The sequence below is a fragment of the Dorea sp. AF24-7LB genome, from assembly GCF_003478575.1.
In the GTDB taxonomy this organism is placed as follows: Bacteria; Bacillota; Clostridia; order Lachnospirales; family Lachnospiraceae; genus Dorea_D; species Dorea_D hominis.
This window is the reverse complement of the sequence record NZ_QUFR01000010.1, coordinates 1-20,863: the sequence shown is the minus strand read 5'-3', so window position 1 is coordinate 20,863 and position 20,863 is coordinate 1. Positions and strand designations below refer to the sequence as shown.

Annotated in this window: 20 protein-coding genes and 1 pseudogene; 6 read left to right on the top strand and 15 right to left on the bottom strand. The window is 42.0% G+C overall.

Features of this window, described 5'->3' with window-relative positions; all coding sequences use genetic code 11:
- Positions 1-98 precede the first annotated feature (98 nt).
- Positions 99-758 (top strand): hypothetical protein, encoded by a 660-nt coding sequence (locus DWY31_RS10335; protein WP_118520436.1) that lies wholly within the window; start codon positions 99-101, stop codon positions 756-758.
- A 182-nt stretch (positions 759-940) separates the two neighbouring features.
- On the opposite strand, the gene DWY31_RS10330 is transcribed toward DWY31_RS10335, so the two are convergent.
- Positions 941-1,468 (bottom strand): spore maturation protein, encoded by a 528-nt coding sequence (locus DWY31_RS10330; RefSeq protein ID WP_021860578.1) that lies wholly within the window; start codon positions 1,466-1,468, stop codon positions 941-943.
- Between the two features lie 294 nt (positions 1,469-1,762).
- On the opposite strand from DWY31_RS10330, the gene DWY31_RS10325 reads away from it, so the two are divergent.
- Positions 1,763-2,377, top strand: coding sequence for a hypothetical protein (locus DWY31_RS10325; RefSeq protein WP_021860577.1), 615 nt, complete (start codon positions 1,763-1,765; stop codon positions 2,375-2,377).
- A 216-nt stretch (positions 2,378-2,593) separates the two neighbouring features.
- Positions 2,594-3,259 carry a PAQR family membrane homeostasis protein TrhA gene (gene trhA / locus DWY31_RS10320; RefSeq protein ID WP_021860576.1) on the top strand — a complete coding sequence of 222 codons (666 nt, stop codon included), beginning with the start codon at positions 2,594-2,596 and terminating at the stop codon, positions 3,257-3,259.
- On the opposite strand, the gene DWY31_RS10315 is transcribed toward trhA, so the two are convergent.
- The 5 genes from DWY31_RS10315 to ileS all read right to left on the bottom strand — a co-directional run bounded on the left by DWY31_RS10315 (position 3,197) and on the right by ileS (position 11,335).
- Positions 3,197-3,502, bottom strand: coding sequence for a GIY-YIG nuclease family protein (locus DWY31_RS10315; protein WP_117537994.1), 306 nt, complete (start codon positions 3,500-3,502; stop codon positions 3,197-3,199). The genes trhA and DWY31_RS10315 overlap by 63 nt on opposite strands.
- Positions 3,503-3,630: 128 nt before the next feature.
- Complete coding sequence (locus DWY31_RS10310) at positions 3,631-4,437, bottom strand: M23 family metallopeptidase (protein ID WP_021860574.1); 807 nt, start codon at positions 4,435-4,437, stop codon at positions 3,631-3,633.
- 87 nt (positions 4,438-4,524) lie between these two features.
- Positions 4,525-5,601 (bottom strand): SpoIID/LytB domain-containing protein, encoded by a 1,077-nt coding sequence (locus DWY31_RS10305; RefSeq protein ID WP_118520434.1) that lies wholly within the window; start codon positions 5,599-5,601, stop codon positions 4,525-4,527.
- A 67-nt stretch (positions 5,602-5,668) separates the two neighbouring features.
- A complete protein-coding gene (locus tag DWY31_RS10300) occupies positions 5,669-8,143 on the bottom strand; it encodes a glycogen/starch/alpha-glucan phosphorylase (protein WP_021860572.1) in 2,475 nt (824 codons plus the stop codon).
- A 33-nt stretch (positions 8,144-8,176) separates the two neighbouring features.
- A complete protein-coding gene (gene ileS / locus DWY31_RS10295; RefSeq protein WP_118520432.1) occupies positions 8,177-11,335 on the bottom strand; it encodes an isoleucine--tRNA ligase in 3,159 nt (1,052 codons plus the stop codon).
- Between the two features lie 645 nt (positions 11,336-11,980).
- On the opposite strand from ileS, the gene DWY31_RS10290 reads away from it, so the two are divergent.
- On the top strand, positions 11,981-12,967 hold the full coding sequence (locus tag DWY31_RS10290; RefSeq protein WP_117537949.1) for a cation diffusion facilitator family transporter: 987 nt from the start codon (positions 11,981-11,983) through the stop codon (positions 12,965-12,967).
- A gap of 187 nt (positions 12,968-13,154) precedes the next feature.
- Here the strand turns inward: DWY31_RS10290 and DWY31_RS10285 are convergent, their stop codons facing one another.
- The 3 genes from DWY31_RS10285 to DWY31_RS14610 are packed head-to-tail and all read right to left on the bottom strand — an operon-like array spanning position 13,155 to position 15,107.
- Positions 13,155-14,147 carry a TlpA family protein disulfide reductase gene (locus DWY31_RS10285; protein ID WP_021860569.1) on the bottom strand — a complete coding sequence of 331 codons (993 nt, stop codon included), beginning with the start codon at positions 14,145-14,147 and terminating at the stop codon, positions 13,155-13,157.
- Positions 14,148-14,149: 2 nt separating this feature from the next.
- The gene (locus tag DWY31_RS10280; protein ID WP_021860568.1) at positions 14,150-15,043 is read right to left on the bottom strand and encodes a 4Fe-4S binding protein; all 894 of its coding nucleotides are present in this window, start codon (positions 15,041-15,043) and stop codon (positions 14,150-14,152) included.
- Complete coding sequence (locus DWY31_RS14610) at positions 15,036-15,107, bottom strand: CD1871A family CXXC motif-containing protein (RefSeq protein ID WP_330416744.1); 72 nt, start codon at positions 15,105-15,107, stop codon at positions 15,036-15,038. The genes DWY31_RS10280 and DWY31_RS14610 overlap by 8 nt, the downstream gene beginning before the upstream one ends.
- Positions 15,108-15,304: 197 nt before the next feature.
- Between DWY31_RS14610 and DWY31_RS10270 the strand changes: the two genes are divergently transcribed.
- Both DWY31_RS10270 and DWY31_RS10265 read left to right on the top strand, forming a co-directional pair.
- Positions 15,305-15,979 (top strand): response regulator transcription factor, encoded by a 675-nt coding sequence (locus DWY31_RS10270; RefSeq protein ID WP_021860566.1) that lies wholly within the window; start codon positions 15,305-15,307, stop codon positions 15,977-15,979.
- Complete coding sequence (locus DWY31_RS10265; protein WP_118288284.1) at positions 15,976-17,109, top strand: HAMP domain-containing sensor histidine kinase; 1,134 nt, start codon at positions 15,976-15,978, stop codon at positions 17,107-17,109. The genes DWY31_RS10270 and DWY31_RS10265 overlap by 4 nt, the downstream gene beginning before the upstream one ends.
- 417 nt (positions 17,110-17,526) lie before the next feature.
- On the opposite strand, the pseudogene DWY31_RS10260 reads toward DWY31_RS10265, so the two are convergent.
- From DWY31_RS10260 to srtB, 6 genes and pseudogenes are all read right to left on the bottom strand, one after another.
- Positions 17,527-18,024, bottom strand: a pseudogene (locus tag DWY31_RS10260) (transposase-like zinc-binding domain-containing protein); the annotation flags it as partial.
- Positions 18,025-18,329: 305 nt separating this feature from the next.
- Positions 18,330-18,596, bottom strand: a complete 267-nt coding sequence (gene rpsR / locus DWY31_RS10255) for a 30S ribosomal protein S18 (protein ID WP_004607925.1) — start codon at positions 18,594-18,596, stop codon at positions 18,330-18,332.
- A 21-nt stretch (positions 18,597-18,617) separates the two neighbouring features.
- The gene (locus tag DWY31_RS10250) at positions 18,618-19,073 is read right to left on the bottom strand and encodes a single-stranded DNA-binding protein (RefSeq protein WP_021860563.1); all 456 of its coding nucleotides are present in this window, start codon (positions 19,071-19,073) and stop codon (positions 18,618-18,620) included.
- A 20-nt stretch (positions 19,074-19,093) separates the two neighbouring features.
- Positions 19,094-19,381 carry a 30S ribosomal protein S6 gene (rpsF, locus tag DWY31_RS10245; protein ID WP_021860562.1) on the bottom strand — a complete coding sequence of 96 codons (288 nt, stop codon included), beginning with the start codon at positions 19,379-19,381 and terminating at the stop codon, positions 19,094-19,096.
- 130 nt (positions 19,382-19,511) lie between these two features.
- Entirely contained in the window at positions 19,512-19,700 is a 189-nt protein-coding gene (locus tag DWY31_RS10240; RefSeq protein ID WP_021860561.1) for a DUF951 domain-containing protein, read from the bottom strand.
- 12 nt (positions 19,701-19,712) lie between these two features.
- The gene (gene srtB, locus DWY31_RS10235) at positions 19,713-20,501 is read right to left on the bottom strand and encodes a class B sortase (RefSeq protein ID WP_118520430.1); all 789 of its coding nucleotides are present in this window, start codon (positions 20,499-20,501) and stop codon (positions 19,713-19,715) included.
- Positions 20,502-20,863: the final 362 nt, after the last annotated feature.

The window sequence follows — 20,863 nt, the reverse complement described above, 5'->3', positions numbered from 1 at the left end:
TACCAAGGGATAAAAGTGTGTCATCCGTCTGAACTTGTTCAGAGACGGATGACACACTTTGAGACCTGCCACGTACGTTATAAAATGGAGGAACAGACATGGCTGAAACAATCATGAAAGAAACAACCGAAGAGCAAAAGAATAACACCACTGAAAATGTGGTAACTCCTTTTGAGAAAAATACAGGAAATGAAAATGCTACAAAAGAAACTGAGGAGAAAACTTCTGCTGCTGAAAATTCAGATTCCGTTAAGACAGATTCCATGAAAAATGATTCTGTAAATGCAAACTCTGCAAATGCAGACTCTACAAATGCAGGCACTACAAATGCAGACACTACAAATGCAGACACTGCAAATGCAGACACTACAAATGCAAACACTATAAATGCAGACACTATAAATGCAGACACTACCGGATCAGCTCATTATCGTACGATTGACGATCCTTCCGATAATTTTTCCAGAGATCAGTGGATTCTTTCCCACATCAAAGACGAGGATCTGATGGAATATCTCCGGTTAGAACAGCATCGCATGGAACTTTTACAACAGGCAAAAGAGAAACGCGAAAAACGCATTTTCACACTGGTTCAGCTTTTACTTTCACTTGCCGCTGTCATTGCAGTTACTTATCTTTTAAAAGACAATCCGACAATCCTTTTAAGCATCCTTTATATTGTCGGCATTATTGGCGCTTTCTGGATCATGAAGAATCCAAAAGATAAGAGCGATCGTAAAAATAAAGATACTAAATAGCTATCTGTTTCATATTTATTTTGTATTTAACTTAAAATCAATTTTACTATATGATCCGGTCTGGAATTTCCAGGTCGGATTTTGTTATAGCTACGAGGAAAATGCACACATTTATGCAGGTGCATTTGACGGCCGCTAATCAGAGCGAGATACGAAAAAGCGTATCTCGTCTCTGTCAATAATCACAACATCGCTCCCGCAAGTATCACACTTGCTGCAAGCCCGGCGAAAGTTGCAAGCAATGCACCAGTCAATGTGTACCTCGTCTTTGTAACTTTTGCTGTCATATAATACACACTCATTGTATAGAAAATCGTTTCTGTACTTGCCATGCTGATGGACGCAATTAATCCGTTTCTCGAATCTGTCCCAAATTCCTTATAAATATCTAATAGCAAACCGGTTGCTGCCGAAGAAGAAAACATCTTTACAACTGTAAGCGGCACCAATTCGCCCGGAAAGCCAATCCATTTTGTAAACTTTCCGATTTCTTCCGACAGACAAGTCAGCAAGCCCGAAGCCCTCAAGATCCCGACTGCCACCATAAGCCCTACCATTGTCGGTATGATTTTCGCCACAGTCAGAAAACCGCTTTTCGCGCCTTTTACAAATACATCATAAACCGCAACCTGCTGCAGGATTCCATAGCATAAAATTCCAAGAATGATCATCGGAATCAGCAGATCCGACACGATAAGAAACCATTTCATTTCCAGATTCTCCATTTAGCATATATTTTTGTTCTTTCTAATCAAAATGTCAAAAAACAACAGCTATGATACTTGCATATCGTTCCTTTTTTACTCCCCTAATCCTATACCAATATTTCTATACTATTACTGTATGGCTGTTTTTCTTTATAAATTCTTATTTTTTAATTCCGGAATATTTTTTTATTCTATGCACACTTTGTTGCAAATATCTCCTTTATCTTAAGCATAACTTTTTCCTTTCTTTCATAAAATACTTTAAGTTTGTAATAAAAAATGCTTTCGAGGTATCCTATGTTAAATCTTCTCTGGGCAGGCATGATCATTGCAGGTGTTTTCTTCGCCGCATTCACCGGGCAGATTCCGGAAATAACAAAAGCGGCGCTGGATTCTTCTAAAGAAGCAGTGACGCTTTGCATCACAATTTCAGGAGTTATGGCTTTTTGGACCGGAATGATGGAAATCGCCCAGGAAGCAGGCATGATCCGGAAACTTTCTGCGAAACTTTTGCCCTTTCTACATTTTTTATTTCCAGAACTACCCTCTTCCCATAAAGCAATACCACATATTTCTACAAATATTATTGCCAACATATTAGGGCTTGGATGGGCTGCGACTCCTGCCGGATTAAATGCCATGCAGGCACTTTCAGATTTGGAAAAGGAACGGCGGTCTGGAAAAGCTCCCGGTCCGGTGCTTCCTCCAGGCACTGCGAGCAAAGAAATGTGTAATTTTCTCATTCTGAACATTTCATCACTACAGCTGATTCCAGTAAATATTATTGCATACCGCAGTCAGTACGGAAGTGTCAATCCTGCTGCCATCACCGGTGCCGGAATTCTTGCGACCAGCGCCAGCACGCTGACCGCTATCTTATATTGTAAATACAAGAATCATCACCCCTATTAGAAAAGCTTCTTTTCATATTGATATGTTAAAAAGTAGCTATACAAATATTTATTTTTCTATATATGAAAAACACATAATAGTCACCAAATACTTTGATTTTCAAATTTTTTTGTTTCAGGGGTTGCTTTTTTTATTTTTTGATATATAATATGGATATAAATAGATGTAGTATTTAATACTACGTGTCGAACTATCGATTTCTAGGAGGCGGTATTTATGTCAGATACAATACAAAAATATATCAAAGATCCAGGAAGTGCGATCACTCATTTTATCGGAATGTTAATGGCAATTTTTGCAGCTATTCCACTTCTGATCAAAGCAGCAAGAGAGCCTTCCCGCATTTATATTATTTCCATTGCGATTTATGCGGTCAGCCTGATTCTGCTCTATGCAGCCAGCACCACATACCATACATTTAACCGCACGCCGCGGATTAATAAAATTTTGAAAAAAATCGACCATATGATGATTAGTGTCCTGATCGCCGGAAGCTACACTCCAATCTGTCTGCTCGTGCTTGGCGGCAAAACCGGAATCATTTTGCTCTCTATTGTGTGGGGTATTGCGATCGCCGGAATCATCATCAAGGCTTTCTGGATCAACTGCCCGAAGTGGGTATCTTCCGTTCTGTATATCGGCATGGGCTGGACCTGCGTACTTGCATTTACACAACTTCTTAACTCCATGTCACAGGCAGCTTTCGGATGGCTCCTTGCAGGTGGTATCATTTACACTGTCGGCGGCGTGATCTACGCACTGAAACTGCCGATTTTCAACCGCCGTCATAAGAATTTCGGAAGTCATGAGATCTTCCACTTATTCGTTATGGGTGGAAGCTTCTGCCACTTCATCGTTATGTACAACTTTGTTCTCCGTTAATTGAAATGTAGCGAGCAGAAGCTCTTTCTTCTTCCGCGGCAGTTGTTTGATCTCATACTCCCGTCGCATAGCTTCAGATTTTGTCTGGAATGTCTCATAATAAACCAGCTCAACTGGGCGCCGGTACTTCGTGTACTTGGCGCCCTTTCCTTCGTTATGCATTTTCACACGCTTTTCCACATCATTCGTCCAGCCTGTGTATAACGTGCCATCCGCACATTTTAAAATATATGTATAATTCATTTTCCACACATCTTTCCACATCTTATCTACATCACAGTATAACTTATCCACGATATCCCGTCCAGTTACGAAAAAGGGACAGGGACTTTCGAATAGGGGACGGGGATTTTCTAGAAAATCCCCGTCCCCTATTCGACTAAGAACTCAATCGGATTGACCGGCTGCCCATTTTTCCGCATTTCAAAATAAACATTGCTGCCTTCTGCGCTGTAGTATTTGGTCGGTTCACTAACATAACCGAGTGTTGTTTTTGCCGTAACCGACTGCCCGGTCTTCACCGGCACTTCCTTGAGTTGTCCATAAATCAGCTCATAGCCGTTACCAATATCAACGGTTACGGTTGTTCCGGTCTGTGCAGTTTTGTCAATCGATTTTACGACGCCTGTTGTTGCTGCTATGACTTGATCTCCGACTTCTGCGGAGAAAATAACTGCCGGATTGTATTTGTACTGATCCAATGTCTTAAAGTACACGGTTTTATCCATGCTGTAGTTCATCAGGATGCTGCCGTCTACCGGCCAGAGCAGTTCACTCTTCCCGTCAAATCCTGATATTGCCCGACTTCCGGTTGTTTGTGTTTCTCCGGCTGTTGTTCCATCTGAATCATTTTCATTATCAGATGTACTTTCTCCGGCTCCTGTATTTTCATCGTTATTATCCGGTTCTTCTGTATTCGGGACGTTGTCTAATGGTGTGTTTCCTTCGCCTTTTTCTTCTGCACTCTTTTCCGGTTCGTTCACAATCTTGTCCGTTCCGGCTTCTTTCTTCTCTTGTTCCATTTTTGCCTGCAACTGTTCTTTCTGCGCCTGTTTGTAGTCTTTAAATGTATATGTTCCTACTATTGCGATAGCTGCCACAAAGCACAAAACGGCTGCAACGGCAGGCCCTCGTTTTCTTTTTTTCGGCCCTGGTCTCTTTTTTTGCTCTTGATTCATCTAATCACCACCTCTGACTTTATTTTTGCCAGCGCATGGTAACCTTATTCACATAGTTTATTCATTTTCTAAATTTTATATTATCACCTACTTTCCCACCTGATTTTTACGTCCTCCTTCCCCCTGTACGATCTCCGCAACCTCCCGGATTTTCGTCTTTTTATAAAAATAACCGAGTATCTCCTTATAAGTTTTCCCCTTTTTCGCCATTTCATTTGCCGTGTACTGGCTCATTCCGTATCCATGTCCGACACCGCATGTGATAATGCGCAGTTTTCCATCGTATTTTTGTAAAATGAAACTCGACGACGCCAAATGATATTTCTCCCGGAACGCTTCACCGCTCATTATTTCTTCCCCAACCCGCACTTTTTTCACATATCCGGCGCTATCGAGTGCAGTCACTTTTGCATCTAATTTTTTCTCCATTGTTGTCTGGATCTGCCATTCATTTTCCAGATCTTTCGGACAGGTCACTTTTTTGAGATAAGGATATTCTTCACCCAGCGACTCTTTTGCATCCCGTGTACTTCCGTTTGTCAGCCTGCAAAATGGTGCATACGCCGGTTTTCCTTTCCATGTCAGGATCTCGCCATCCGTCTCCTCCCACGCTTTTTTTAATTTATTATAGTAGGAATAATATTTATTACTTCCCCACAACTGTTTTTTCTGTGCATCGGTCAGATAACTCTGCTCAAGTACAGTATCACTTCCGTCCTGATTCATTTTCTCGCAAATAGATGTGCGCACAAGTACCGCCTGCGCTTTCCATGCTTCTTTTTTATACGAGCCGGGCATTTCTTTCGCCATGACACTAATTCCGTAATCTTCTAAGGGCATTTCTATAATTTTCTTACTACCTCTCAAATTACTATTATTTCCATTTTTCTCTTTTGATCCACTGTTCTTCACACTATCGTCATCCACATCTCTACCTCCCGAACCATCTCTATTTTTCGAGCCACCGCCATTCTCATCTCCATCTGCTATATCTGCACCATTTCCCGAGCCATCTCCCGACTCACTACTCTCCACCCGCACATACGTCTCATCCACTTCCACGCTTCCTCCCCGCCCGGAGCCATTTAAAAATGCTGTCACAAAATACGGCACACAGATCAGTATCGCCAGATAACACACTGCTTTTTTCAAATATCTATGCATACAAAAAGCCCTCCCATACACTGTATGGAAGGACTTGTCTGCTTATTCACAAATTTATTTGCAAATTTTATTCGTAAATTTCTTCTGAAATTGTCTCTTTGTCCAGTTTCCAGATATCATCGACATATTCCTGAATCGTTCTGTCTGATGAGAACTTACCGCAGGATGCTGTATTTAACAGGACCATCTTAGCCCATCTGTCTTTATCTCTGTAAGCTGCCTCTACTTTCTCCTGTGCCTCGGCATAAGAGCGGAAATCTTTCAGGATGAAATATACATCTGCCTGATTATTTCCCTGTGGCATTAACAGTGAGTTGTAAAGATCGCGATACATCTCTGTATCACCCTGTGCATAAGTGCCGTCTACCAGCTGGTCAACCACTCGTTTGAGTTCTGGATCGCTGTTGTAGATCTGGCGTGAATCGTATCCACCATTCTGCTCATAGTTAATAACTTCATCAGAACTCAGACCAAAGATAAATGCATTATCCGCTCCGACTTCTTCTACAATTTCCACATTTGCTCCATCCATCGTTCCCAGAGTTGCGGCACCATTTAACATAAATTTCATGTTACCGGTTCCGGATGCTTCCTTGGATGCTGTAGAAATCTGTTCGCTGACATCTGCTGCCGCAAAAATCCACTCAGCATTAGATACACGGTAATCTTCGATAAATACAACTTTCAATTTACCGTTAATACTGCGGTCATTATTTACAACATCTGCTACGGAGTTGATCAGCTTAATGATCTGTTTTGCACGGATATAACCTGCGGAAGCCTTCGCTCCAAAGATAAATGTTCTTGGATAGAAGCTCTTCTCCGGATGCTCTTTAATCTGATTGTATAAGTACATAACGTGTAAAATGTTAAGAAGCTGACGTTTGTACTCATGCAGACGTTTTACCTGCACATCGAAAATAGATGTCGGATCTACTTCGATGCCGTTATGCTCCTTGATGTATTTTGCAAGACGTACTTTATTTTCATATTTGATAGACATAAACTCTTTCAGAGCTTCCTCGTCATCCAGCCATTTTTTCAGTCCGGACATCTTCGGCAGATCTGTGATCCAGTCTTTTGTTCCGAGTTTTTCTGTTACCCAGTCTGCAAGCAGCGGATTTCCGTGCATCAGAAAACGTCTCTGTGTGATACCGTTTGTCTTGTTGTTAAATTTCTCCGGCATCATCTCGTAGAAATCACGCAGCTCCTGTTTTTTCAGGATCTCTGTATGCAGGCGCGCAACACCATTGACAGAATATCCGGCAACGATTGCCAGATGTGCCATCTTCACCTGTCCGTCTCTTAAAATCTGCATTTTTGCAACTTTTTCTTCATTTCCTGGATACATCTCACGTACCTGGATTACGAAACGACGGTCGATCTCCTGAATGATCTGGTAAACTCTAGGAAGCAGTTTTGAGAACAGGTCAATCGGCCATTTCTCCAGCGCTTCTGCCATGATCGTATGGTTTGTGTAAGCACAGGTCTTTGTTGTAATCTCCCATGCATCGTTCCATTCCATATTTTCTTCATCCAGAAGGATTCGCATTAACTCTGCAACTGCTACAGTCGGATGTGTATCGTTCATCTGAATTGTAATCTTCTCCGGCAGTTCATGTAAATCTGTATGTTTTTTCTTAAATTTAGCAATTGCTGCCTGTAAGCTTGCAGATACGAAGAAATACTGCTGTTTCAGACGCAGTTCTTTTCCTGCGTAGTGATTATCGTTCGGATACAGCACTTCTACGATATTCTTCGCAAGGTTCTGCTGCTCAACCGCTTTGTGATAATCTCCACGGTCAAAGGAATCTAACTGGAAGTCTACGATTGGCTCTGCATCCCAGATTCGTAAAGTATTGACGATATGGTTGTTGTATCCGACAATCGGATAATCATACGGAACAGCCAGTACAGATTCGTAATTCTCCTGTACAAAATGTGTCTTTCCATGCTCGTCATACTCTACACGGATGTTTCCGCCAAAACGTACTTCTTTGGCATACTCCGGACGTTTCAGTTCAAACGGATTGCCGTCTTTTAACCAGTTATCCGGAGTCTCTACCTGATAGCCGTCCTCAATCTTCTGCTTGAACATACCATAGCGGTAGCGGATTCCACAGCCGTAAGCTGCATATCCCAGTGTTGCAAGCGAGTCTAAAAAACAAGCTGCCAGTCTTCCAAGACCGCCGTTACCAAGAGCCGGATCCGGCTCCTGGTCTTCGATTGCATTAAGATCGATGCCAAGCTCATCTAAAGCTTCCTTCACCTCTTTGTAAGCGGTCATATTGATCAGGTTATTTCCAAGCGCACGTCCCATCAGAAATTCCATAGACATGTAATAAACCATCTTCGGATCATCTTTCTCGTACTGTTCCTGAGTCGCGATCCAGTCATCGATGATCGCTTCTTTTACAGCATAAGAGACTGCCTGGAATAACTGCTGCGGGGTTGCTTCTTCAATTGTCTTACGAAACAGGGTTTTTACATTATTTTTAACTTCTTTTTTAAACGCCTGTTTTTCAAATCTTGGATTGATCATTTTCACATTCCTTTCTTTACGGAGGGGCACAGATTACTGTTTTTCCACGCCGAGTGTTACATTCTCTCCGTTGATCTTCCATTCTTTCACATATCCTGACGGTGTCTGTTTCACTGCGCTTATGCCCAGAGTCTCTCCGGCGATCTCATCTGCATGCTCCGCGAAAATCTTCTCAGCCTTCTCGGTTCCCTCGTATGTGATCGCAATCTGATCCATAACTTCAAATCCGGCTTCTTTACGCATCGTCTGTACTTTGCTGATGATCTCACGTACAAATCCTTCTTTCAGAAGTTCTTCTGTCAGGTTCGTATCCAGAACAACGGTAATTCCGTTATCATTTTCAGATACATAGCCTTCCATCTGTGCAGTGTCAATCAGAAGATCCTCGCGGAATAAAGTAATCTCCTGTCCATTGATATCCAGTTTTAAAGAATCGGTTGCATTCAGCTCATCCATTGCTGCGTTTCCGTCTAATGAGCCAAGTGCAGCTTTGATTCCACCTAACATTTTACCATATTTTGGACCTACCGTCTTTAGCTGAGGTTTGAAAGAATAGGAGGTGAAATCACGAACTTCTTGTGTAAATTCCATAGTTTTTACATTCAATTCGTCTTCGATAATCTCCTGATAGAACTCCGGAAGTTCAAAATCAGCTTTCACATACATTTTTCCAATCGGCTGACGGTTTTTGATATTTGCAGTATTTCTGCAGGCACGTCCCATAACAACCAGTTTCAGAAGTTTCTCCATGTTATCTTCCAGTTCTTTGTCAATGTGCTCCTCATTTACAGTCGGATAATCGCACAGGTGGATACTCTCCGGTGCGCTCTCATCCAGGCTTCTTACGAGGTTCTGGTAAATATCTTCTGTCATGAACGGAATCATCGGTGCAGCAACCTTGCTCACTTCAACAAGCGCTGTGTACAGAGTCATGTAAGCATTGATCTTATCCTGCTCCATTCCTTTTGCCCAGAAACGCTCACGGCTTCTTCTTACATACCAGTTACTCATATCATCTACAAATTCCTGAAGTGCTCTTGCTGCTTCCGGGATTCTGTAATTTGCAAGATGATCATCTACGTCTTTGATCAGTGTATTTAATTTGGATAATAACCATTTATCCATAACGGATAATTTATCATATTCCAGTACATATTTTGTTGCATCGAAATTATCAATATTTGCATACAGTACGAAAAACGCATAAGTATTCCACAGAGTTCCCATGAATTTTCTCTGTCCTTCTACAACAGCTTTTCCATGGAAACGGTTCGGCAGCCACGGTGCACTGTTTACATAGAAATACCAGCGGATCGCATCTGCTCCGTATTTCTCCAGTGCATCAAACGGATCAACTGCATTTCCCTTGGATTTACTCATCTTCTGTCCATTCTCATCCTGTACATGTCCCAGAACGATAACGTTCTTATACGGAGCTTTGTTGAAAATCAATGTGGAAATAGCCAGTAAGGAATAGAACCATCCACGTGTCTGGTCTACCGCCTCGGAAATAAAGTCTGCCGGGAAATGCTTCTCGAACAGATCCTGATTTTCAAATGGATAGTGGTACTGTGCAAACGGCATAGATCCACTGTCAAACCAGCAGTCGATAACTTCCGGTACGCGGTGCATTGGCTTGCCGCACTTCGGACACTTGATCGTTACATTGTCGATATATGGACGGTGTAATTCGATCTCATCCGGACAGTTGTCGGACATAGATTTCAGTTCTTCAATACTTCCGATTGAATGCTGGCATCCGCACTCGCACTCCCAGATATTTAACGGAGTTCCCCAGTAGCGGTTACGGCTGATACCCCAGTCCTGGACATTTTCCAGCCAGTCGCCGAAACGTCCTTTTCCGATGCTTTCCGGGATCCAGTTGATCGTGTTGTTGTTGGCGATCAGATCGTCTTTAACTTCTGTCATCTTGATAAACCATGACTCACGAGCGTAGTAAATCAGTGGTGTATCACATCTCCAGCAGTGTGGATAGCTGTGTTCAAACTTCGGTGCGTCAAAGAGAAGTTTTCTCTCATCCAAATCTTTTAATACTTCCGGATCTGCTTTCTTTACGAAAATACCGGCAAATGGTGTAGTCTCTCCCATATCACCTTTTTCGTCTACTAACTGTACGAACGGCATGTCATATTTACGTCCGACTTTGGCATCGTCTTCACCAAATGCAGGTGCGATATGAACAACACCGGTACCATCTGTCAGTGTTACATAAGTATCGCATGTAACGAAGAATGCTTTTTTATTCTGTTTCGCTGCGCAGTCATATGCACACTGGTACAGCGGCTCGTATTCTTTGTATTCCAGATCCTGTCCTTTGTATGTTTCCAGGATTTCATAATCCGGATCTTCGTTTCCTGATTTCTCAGCAAGTCCACCAAGAACAGTATCCAGAAGCGCCTGTGCCATGTAATAAACATATCCGTCAGCAGCCTTTACTTTTGCGTAGTCTTCTTCCGGATTTACACAAAGACCGATGTTGGACGGCAGTGTCCAAGGTGTAGTTGTCCATGCGAGGAAATATGCATCTTCTCCGACAACTTTGAAACGTACAATTGCAGAACGTTCTTTTACATCTTTATATCCCTGTGCTACTTCCTGTGCAGAAAGCGGAGTTCCACAACGAGGGCAATAAGGAACAATCTTGAATCCTTTGTACAGAAGACCTTTGTCCCAGATCTTCTTCAGTGCCCACCACTCAGACTCGATAAAGTCATTGTGATAAGTAACATACGGATCATCCATGTCAGCCCAGAAACCTACAGTATTAGAGAAATCTTCCCACATACCTTTGTATTTCCATACGCTTTCTTTACATTTCTTAATAAATGGCTCTACACCATATTTCTCGATCTGTTCTTTTCCATCCAGTCCAAGAGCTTTCTCAACTTCCAACTCAACCGGCAGGCCGTGTGTATCCCATCCGGCCTTTCTCGGTACTTCATATCCCTTCATTGTACGATAACGCGGGATCATATCTTTAATAACACGAGTCAGTACGTGACCGATATGCGGTTTACCATTTGCTGTCGGCGGTCCGTCGTAAAACATATACTGTGGACAGCCTTCACGGTCTTCCATACTCTTCTCAAAAATGTGATTCTCTTCCCAGAACTTCTCTGTAGCCTTCTCGCGGTCTACAAAATTCATGTCTGTCGAAACTTTCTTATACATGATTCTCCTCCTTCTCTGATGGGGGACGGGGCATTTCTAGAAAATCCCCGTCCCCTTTTAATATCTTTTGATAGTTTTCCACATTTTCCACATCTTTTTTCCACATCGTGGGGGAAAATTGGGATGAATATTAACATTTTTTGCATGTATAGGATAAATAAAATAGAATGTGCCTTAGCACATTCCCGCGCTGAGCGCGGTTGTTTACAACAATCTACCTCTTCGCGCGAGTGCGCATTCTGCCGGAGGCTTTTTTTATATAATAGGAAATGCAATTTCTATTATATAAAAAAAGCTTCCATCCTGTATAGGACGAAAGCTGTGCCTGCGTTTATAAACCACCTAAACATACTATCATATGCTTTTCCTGTAACGGGGAAATGCCGTCAGCATCTACTAAGCTTGCGCTTTTGGATATCTGCAACTCGGAAGTGATCTTCGGATATCGTTACTTGTACCGGACTTCCACCATCTCCGGCTCGCTGTGACGTTCTGCTATATCGTACTGTCTCCGTCAACGTTTTATATCTTTCCATATGCGTTTTTATTATACGAGTTTTCGCTTTGTTTCGTCAAGGTTTTATTTGCCATTTTTATTTTTTTCTTTTATACTAAAATAAAACATTACAATATTCGGAGGATTTTATGCATATAGGTAAGAAAGCGCAGAAAAGAGAAAAATCAGCTATGTCGGTTTCTTTATACGGAAATCTGGTTTTTGTTGTTATCGAGCTTCTCATGGCTATTTTTACAGGTTCACAGGCGGTGCTTCTGGATGCAGTTTATGATGGAGTAGAATTTTGCATGCTACTGCCATCGCTTTTCCTTATTCCGTTGCTATACCGCCCATCCAATGAACAGCATCCGTTTGGATACACCCAGATTGAATCCATTTTCGTTGTTGTCAAAGGAATCACCATGGTCTCTGTAACATTCGGGCTGATCTTCAATAATATTCATCTGATGCTCCACGGCGGACACATCGTATCCTTCCATACGATTGCGTCATTTGAATTTTTCGCATGTTTCCTTGGCATTGTAGTCACTATTTATCTGAGTATAAAAAATAAAACGATGGCATCTCCTATGATCAATATGGAAATGCAGGGATGGAAAATTGACAGCTTTCTGTCTCTCGGCATGGCAGTTGCCTTTTTACTGCCGATACTGCTGCCATTTGCATGGTTTAAACCAGTTATTCCTTACCTGGATCAGATTATCACGATTACGTTGTCTGTCATCATGCTTCCGGCACCGATCCGCACTATTATCACAGCATTCCGTGATCTTATGCTGATCCCACCGGAAGAAGACACCATTGAAGAAATCAAAAACCTTGTGGAACCGATCATCCGCACTTATGGTTATCAGAAATTGTATTATGATATTCTGCGTACAGGACGTAAGCTGTGGATCAGTGTCTATATCACATTTGAAAAGGACCTCGTATCACTTGCTAAATTCAAAGCCATCCAGTCAGAGTGTATTGCAGCTCTCGCTGAAGAATATCCTGATTTTTATTTTGAGCTTCTGCCGGATATTGCTTTCACCGGAGCAGAGAAAGCTGCACTGGAGCAGAAAATTCTTGAAGAACAGATGCAAGAAATGCAGGAAGGAACAAGGGAAGTGTAAATAATTGTACACTCCCAATTGCAACAGGAAACGTGAAAATACCAATAGGAATTGTCTTTATTATTAGTAAGGATATAAAGAATATAAAGCAAGGAGCGAGAGGCTTGTATAAAATCAAGCTTTCGCCCTTGCTTTATACATTTCAGTTATAAAATGCATATCAACTGCAGGCAACAATTACAAAGAATTATTTCCCATTTTCGATTGCCTGATCAATGAGCTCATTCAGTCTCTTTGCCTGATCTTTCGCTGTGATGGCGCCTACGATTGGCTCTCCTACGATATTACCCTTCTGGTCAACGACGTATGTCGTCGGGTAAGAGAAGAGTCCGGAAGTAAATTTTCCTGCTTCACTATTTGTGGCAAACCATACATTTTTGTAAGTAATTTTCTTTTTTGATAAAATATCTTTCGCTTCTTTGATGGCTGCTTTGTCGCCGTCGATTGTAAAGGTGTTGACACCTATCACTTCGCCGCCTTTTTTCTGAAGCTTTTTATTGAGCGCCTGCAGATCTTTCAGCTCACCGACACATGGGTTGCATGTAGTGAACCAGAAATTTACGACTGTCACTTTATTTTTCGCAAAAAGCTTCTTGCTGTCTACTGCATTGCCGTCAAGATCTTTTCCTTTGAAGCCTGGGAAACTTATCGCACTACTTTTTTCTGTACTCTTATCATCTTTATTATCGGATGTACTCATGCCTGCTTCGCTTGCATCCACGCTGTCGCCAGAACCTGGTTTCGTTCCGCAATCCGGATATTTCTGTTCTAAAACAGTCAGTCTTCCTTCGATCTTCTTGATTTCTTCTGCTCCTTCTTTCAATGTTTTCAATTCGTCTTTTGAAAATTGATCCTTCGCACCGTCGATTGTCTTAAGGAGAAAATCTCCATAGTTTGTACCATCTTCAATCATCGGATTGTTCTTATTGGCTGCCAGGAATACTTTTTCCCAAAGCTTGGAGTTGGCTGCCAGAATATCATTTTCTTTCTGCATCAGCTTCTGATAAAGCTTTGCCGCTTCTTCTTTGCTGTCCGGATTATTTTTGCTGTCACTTTCTGTCTGGGCAGTTTTCCCGGAGCTGCTATCCTTGCTGTTACCAGAAGTACATGCACTGAGTCCAAGTGCTAAAATGAGTGTCATTGTTACAGCTGTTGTTTTTAAAAGTTTTGTTTTCATCATAATTATTTATCTCCTTTACATTTATTATTTTTACTAAAACCATATCGAAACCTAAGTGCTTCGGCCGGGCATTCTTTTATACATTTGCCACAGCGGATACATTCCGTGTGGTCAGGTGTCTTCGTGATATCCACATCCATCTTGCATACGCGGGCACATTTTCCACAGGAAATGCATCTACGATCGTCCACTTGGATACCTAAGAGGGATACTTTATTCATCAATGCGTAAAATGCACCTAATGGGCAGATCCATTTGCAAAACGGACGGTAAAATAAAATACTTAATACTACGATTACAAGCAGAATAATTAATTTCCTTGTAAATAATGCTCCAAGCGCCTGACGGATTCCTTCATTTACGATGGCCAGCGGGATGGCCCCTTCCAACACACCCTGTGGGCAAATATATTTACAGAAAATTGGATCCGACATTCCCACATCATTTACAAGAAAAGCCGGCAGCAGGATAACCGCGAATAAAAGCACGATATATTTGATCCAACGAAGAGGCTTTAACTTCATTGTGGAAAACTTTTTGCAAGGAATCTTATGCAGCAGATCCTGAAGCCAGCCGAAAGGACATAAGAATCCACATACAAAACGCCCCAACAGGACACCGATCAGGATCAGAAATCCACTTATATAGTAGGAAAAGCGAAATTTTGATGCGCCTACCACTGCCTGAAATGCGCCGATCGGACAGGCACCTGCTGCCGCGGGGCAAGAATAACAGTTCAATCCCGGCACACATACGGCTTTCCCTTTACCTTGGTAAATACTCCCCTTTATAAAATTTGGCAAATGTATATTTGTAAGCAATGCCGCTCCCGCCTGGATCCATCCACGGAAACGACTTATAATTATAGATGTTTTTTTCTTCTTATTCTTATCCAATGCCAACACACTCCAGACACAATCGGATTGCCTTACTGAATACTGAATCCACTTCGCCTCGCATTGCTCCGAAGCATACCATGCATATCGCGGCTATTAGTAAAGCGCCCTGGATCATAGCTTTTTTTCTATGAAACAATTTGATCACTCCCTTCATTTCTGCCTCATTATAACACGGCATGTATAAAATCCTTGTTAAGAAGCAAAACTTAACAAAGATTTTATGTCCATATGCTATACTGATACCAGGAGGAAACATATATGCATATTTTAATAGTAGAAGATGAGAAGGTGCTCTGCGACACGATCGTACGCAGCTTAAAACACCTTTCATACAGTGTAGATTATTGCCACGATGGGCAGACTGCGATCGACATGCTCGCTGTGGATCATTTTGACCTTGTCGTTTTGGATCTTAACCTTCCAAGAAAAGATGGCATGAGCGTTCTTAAGGCACTTCGAGAAAATGATTTTGATACGAAAGTTCTGATCCTTTCGGCCCGAAGCGAAGTCGCCGATAAAGTTGCCGGATTAGATGCCGGCGCCAACGATTACCTTACAAAACCATTTCATTTGGAAGAACTGGCCGCAAGAATACGTGCTCTTACACTTCGACGATTCACACAGCACGACGTCGTGCTGACCTGCCAGGAGCTTTCCTTTGATACAAAGGCACGCAAAGCTTCTGCCAAAGGTTCGGACATTTCTCTTACAAGGAAGGAAACGGGGATTTTAGAATATCTAATGTTGAATCAGGGGCGTCCGATCAGCCAGGAAGAATTTATTGAACATGTGTGGGACAGCAGCGTCGATAATTTCAGCAATTCCATAAGAGTGCATATTTCTTCTCTCAGAAAGAAGCTGCGCACCGCTTTAGGATACGACCCGATACACAACCGCATAGGAGAAGGATACGTAATGGAGGAACGCCAATGAAAAAATTATCTTTACAATGGCGGATCACTTTAATGACTGCCGTTTTAATCTGTGTCACATGCGTACTTATGAATTGCCTGATCGGCTATTCCGGTAAGCATTATATGGATACAATTGGAAATGACATCTCTACTTACAGTGATACAAACAGCGACAAAACCGAATCCTTTGACCCAAGCAGCAAGGACCTCGATAATGCGCTTACGATCATTGTAAGCGGCGCCCAGAACTCCTTCAGTCTGACAAGCTGGTATATTACAGCGGCTGTCACACTGCTTGGCGCGGCGCTCGCTTATTTTGTCAGTGGACATGCACTAAAGCCACTGAAAAGCTTTGCCTCTCAGATTGAAAAAGTACAGCCTGACAATTTATCAGATATGAAAGTGAGTGAAGATGTGCTTCCGGAGTTTCGACAGTTCTGTCGCTCTTTCAACAGTATGATCGACCGTCTTGATGAAGGATTCAAAAGCCAGCGGCAATTCACCGGCAATGCTGCCCATGAACTTCGCACCCCGCTTGCACTTTTGCAGGCACAGATGGATTTATTTTCCATGGAACACCCGGATGTAGACGATGAGACGCGCAACGTTCTCGATCTTATAAAAGAACAGACAGAACGCATGTCACAGATGACGAAAATCCTTCTGGAAATGAGCGAGCTCAACAGCGTACCATGTGAGGATGCGATCGAACTTGCTCCGATGGTGGAGGAAATATTTACCGACCTTGCCCCTCTCGCCGAAGAGAAACATATCGCGCTGTCTTCCGATGGAGACGCCCGTTTCATTGGAAGCGATACTTTAATCTATCGTATGCTTTTTAATCTTACTGAAAATGCAATTCGCTATAACCGAAAGAGCGGCGCTGTTCGCATTTCCGTCTGTGAAGATAAGAAATATCATCTGATCCGGATAAAAGATCATGGTTTTGGAATTGCCAAAGCAGATCAGCAAAGCATTTTCCAGCCATTTTTCCGTGTCGATAAATCCCGCAGCCGCGCCCATGGCGGCGTAGGACTTGGTCTTTCTCTCGTTTGGGAGATTGCCTCACTTCACGGCGGGTCTGTAAAAGTGGAAGAAAGCTCCAAAGAAGGAACTACCATTCTCGTAAGCCTGCCGAAAGAAAGATAGCACAAAAAAAGGGTGTGTTACGATAACGACTAAAAAAGGTCCACCGGACCTTTGGGTTTGTCAAGCAAAGTGTGTAAATTTTTTGATTTTTTATCGGCGGTCAAATTAGACCGCCGATTTTGCATTATTTTTGTTGATTCGCATATTATTGGAAGGGCAAGTCATCGTCTTCTGCATCAGTATCTGAAAGGTGGATATATCAAAATAAATCTCGTCTGTTTCGGTAGCATACTGATAACTGCGACCCTGTCTTTCCGCCTCTTTTTCTGCTTCTGATAAACTGTCAAACCAATCTTGTAATTCTTTTTCGGCTCGCAAAGCACTGATGAAATCAAGGGGATACCCACCGGCTCCACAGATATAATCGCCATTATCATAAGGACTCCTGCCTTTTGCTACCCATTCATGAAGTTCCCTACACCTTTGATGTTTTGCTTTTGGCCATGCCTTTTTGAGTGCTTTTGCAAAACCTGTACCCCCATCAGACACTACCATCCTTGGCTCAGCAATACGTTTCATCAAAGCGATCCAGGCTCCTGCATGTTCATAACGACACAAATACCATCCCAACACATGCTTTTCATCACAGCAAATCAAAACGCATGCTTTCCGACCAAGATAGATCCCATCGAGAAATACTACATCTCTAGATTCTGCTATCTTTGGCGGCATAGCCCATATATCCCAGAACTTTGCTGTCTTTCTTCTAAAGGATCTTCCTTCTCCAGACATTGTTGATTGAGATTCTTTTCCAAACAGCCAATCCAAAAAGATTTGCAGTTCCTTGGATTCATTATTAATTTTATGCGTTAGTGACGTTTTGCAATTCTTACAAAGCCAACGTTGCGAACCAGCTTTTGTCTTTCCAGACTTCACACATTTCATACCACAAACAGGACAATTTACTTGATTCATCTAATCTTCCCTCCATGGTTCTTATTTTAAGGAAGATTAAAAGCCTTTAGTTCCTTTATTTTCAAGGGTTTGGAGACTTTTTATCAACACGTTTTGTCCACCCTCAAAGTTGTTTAAAAAAAGATTAAACCGCCTTCAACCCTTTATTTTCAAGGGCTGAAGGCGGTTTCTATCAACACATTTTGTCCTATAACTCAAATTATAAGAATTCGCAGGCGCAAATCCAACTACAAAAAAAGCCTTTAAATACTAATTCTATCAGTACTTAAAGGCTTTCTATTATTCATACTTAAATGCCGTGCAAATTAGTCCTGTACGTATGGCATAAGAGCAACGTGACGTGCTCTCTTGATAGCTACTGTAAGAGCTCTCTGATGTTTAGCACAGTTTCCTGTGATTCTTCTCGGAAGGATTTTTCCTCTCTCAGAGATGTACTTTCTTAATTTTGCTACATCCTTGTAATCGATCTCGTTATTCTCTTTTCCACAGAATACGCAAACTTTTTTTCTTCTACGTCCGCCGCCTCTTCTCTTGAAGCCGCCTTCTGGACGATTTCCTTTATCGTAAGCCATGATTAACTCTCCTTTCAATTCTTAGTTGAACGGTAATTCTTCGTCAATTCCATCTGGAATATTCATGAAGCCGTCGCCTGCATCCGCTGCCGGAGCTGGTGCCGGTGAAGGAGCCGCCTGACGGAAACTTCCTGCGTTAGCATCACTGACTGCTTTGCTCTCTGCAAATTCCTGATCTTCTACAACAACATCTGTTGTGTAAATTTTCTGACCTTCTTTGTTCGTGTAGCTTCCTGTCTGAATACGTCCTGTAACGATTACCTTCAGACCCTGACGGAAATACTTCTCCGCGAACTCTGCACTTCTTCCGAATGCAACACATCCGATGAAGTCTGCAGTCTGCTCTCCGTCATTGTTACGACGGAATCTGCGGTCAACAGCTAATGTATATCTGGCAATTGCCATAGAGTTATCACCCTGTGAATATCTAACTTCTGGATCCCTTGTTAAGCGTCCCATCAAAATTACTTTATTCATATTATACCTCTACTTCCTGTCTATGCTTCCTGTCTAACGCATAAATATCTGACTACATTATCCATGATGCGAATTCTCTGCTCGATTTCGCCTGGAGTCTCAGCATCAGACTCGAAGTGGATGAAATAGTAATATGCTTCTTTCATCTTCTGAATCTCGTAAGCTAATCTTTTCTTACCCCATTCATCAACGTCAGAGATCTTGCCACCGAAACGCTCAACTAATGCTTTCACTTTTTCGATAACCTGTGCTCTTTCGTCGTCTTCGATTTTTGCACTGACAACAACAGCTAATTCATATTTGTTCATGTCGTCCTGCACCTCCTTCTGGTCTTTTGGCCCCCGCCCGCTTATGTGGGAGCAAGGATTTCCGCGCATGGTTATACACGGAATAATAGTGTATCACAATTTGATATGATAACATAAAGGCTTAATTGTTTCAAGCTTTTTTCTTCAAATCTCTTGTATTTTTTTCAACAAGCTTTCTCGCGGTCATGATCTGATGTCCGCACCCCATACATTTCAACCGGAAATCCGCTCCAACACGCAGGATCTCCCACTCTTTGCTTCCACACGGATGCGGTTTCTTCAATGTAACGATATCGCCCACTTCATATATATAAGCCATTTTAATTCCCCCTTACTCCAGCTCTTCTTCCTGCACTCTTACGCCAATCACAACGAAACGATGTTCATCACTGGCTCCTGTGCAGGTAGAAAGTGTAACACAACTGTCACTATTTGTCACCTTTACGCCAGTATCGTAGAGTGCCATACTTTTTGCTGCTTTCGTAAATGATTGAAACATTGCATCGTCCGAGAAATCTGTCTGGTACACATCGGATTTCTCTGTCGTCTCTCCCGCAGCATATATAATGTAAGTTAATTTTCTTCCATCTAATGTGTAAATGTAAAAATACGGATATTTCTTCCAGAATTTCTTCGTATCATAATCCTGCAAATGCCGGAACATGGAGCCGTCTTTCATGCGGTGCCCGTACACGATACTGTTGCCGTCTGCAAAATCCGCATTTGCATTTGAATCTAAGAAAATGCTTCCCAGCGTATTCTCATTATTTGAAAATGTTTTATGCAGATAAGTCTGGTTGTCTTTCCCCTGCACAATCGGATAATTAATTTCCTTCGGTTTCGGAGAAAAACGAATCCACCCTATCGTATCTGCATTTATTTTCTTCAACTTATCAAAATCCACCTGAAACTCATCTACGGATCTTCCCGAATCTTTATCCTGTGTCACCGCCAGTTTGCGTACTTTCTTATATTCATCCTGTCCGTCTTTGTAGCCTTTTCCGATTTTCAGAAGGTTATATCCGGAAACGCAGAATACAATCACCGCAATTACTAAAATGATATTCAGCAGAAAATTACTTTTCTTCCTTCTTCCTCTGTGATGTTTTCTTTCACTCATCCGCACCACTCCTTCAACTATTGTCTTTACATTATAACAAGCCTTACCTACTTCTGCCAGTGTCAATTAATAAAGCGTGTGCCTTCCCCCATTCTTGTGCCAGATGCAATTTTCTGCAATACTCTACTTTCCTCGCAAGTACGCGTCTCCTTTGGTTTTTCTATTATAACAAACCAATAAAATACCATAATCGGTGTTCAAAAAAGAGTGTACTTCCTCCCGAAAAGTTTTATATATCAGAAACGACGTTTCCAGTTCTCATTATATAAAAAGACAGCTCATCACCTCCTCATAACAGGAAAGTAGCCATGAGCAAAACTCCACACATTCAGTATTTATGCGGGTTTGCGAGGCATGGCAAC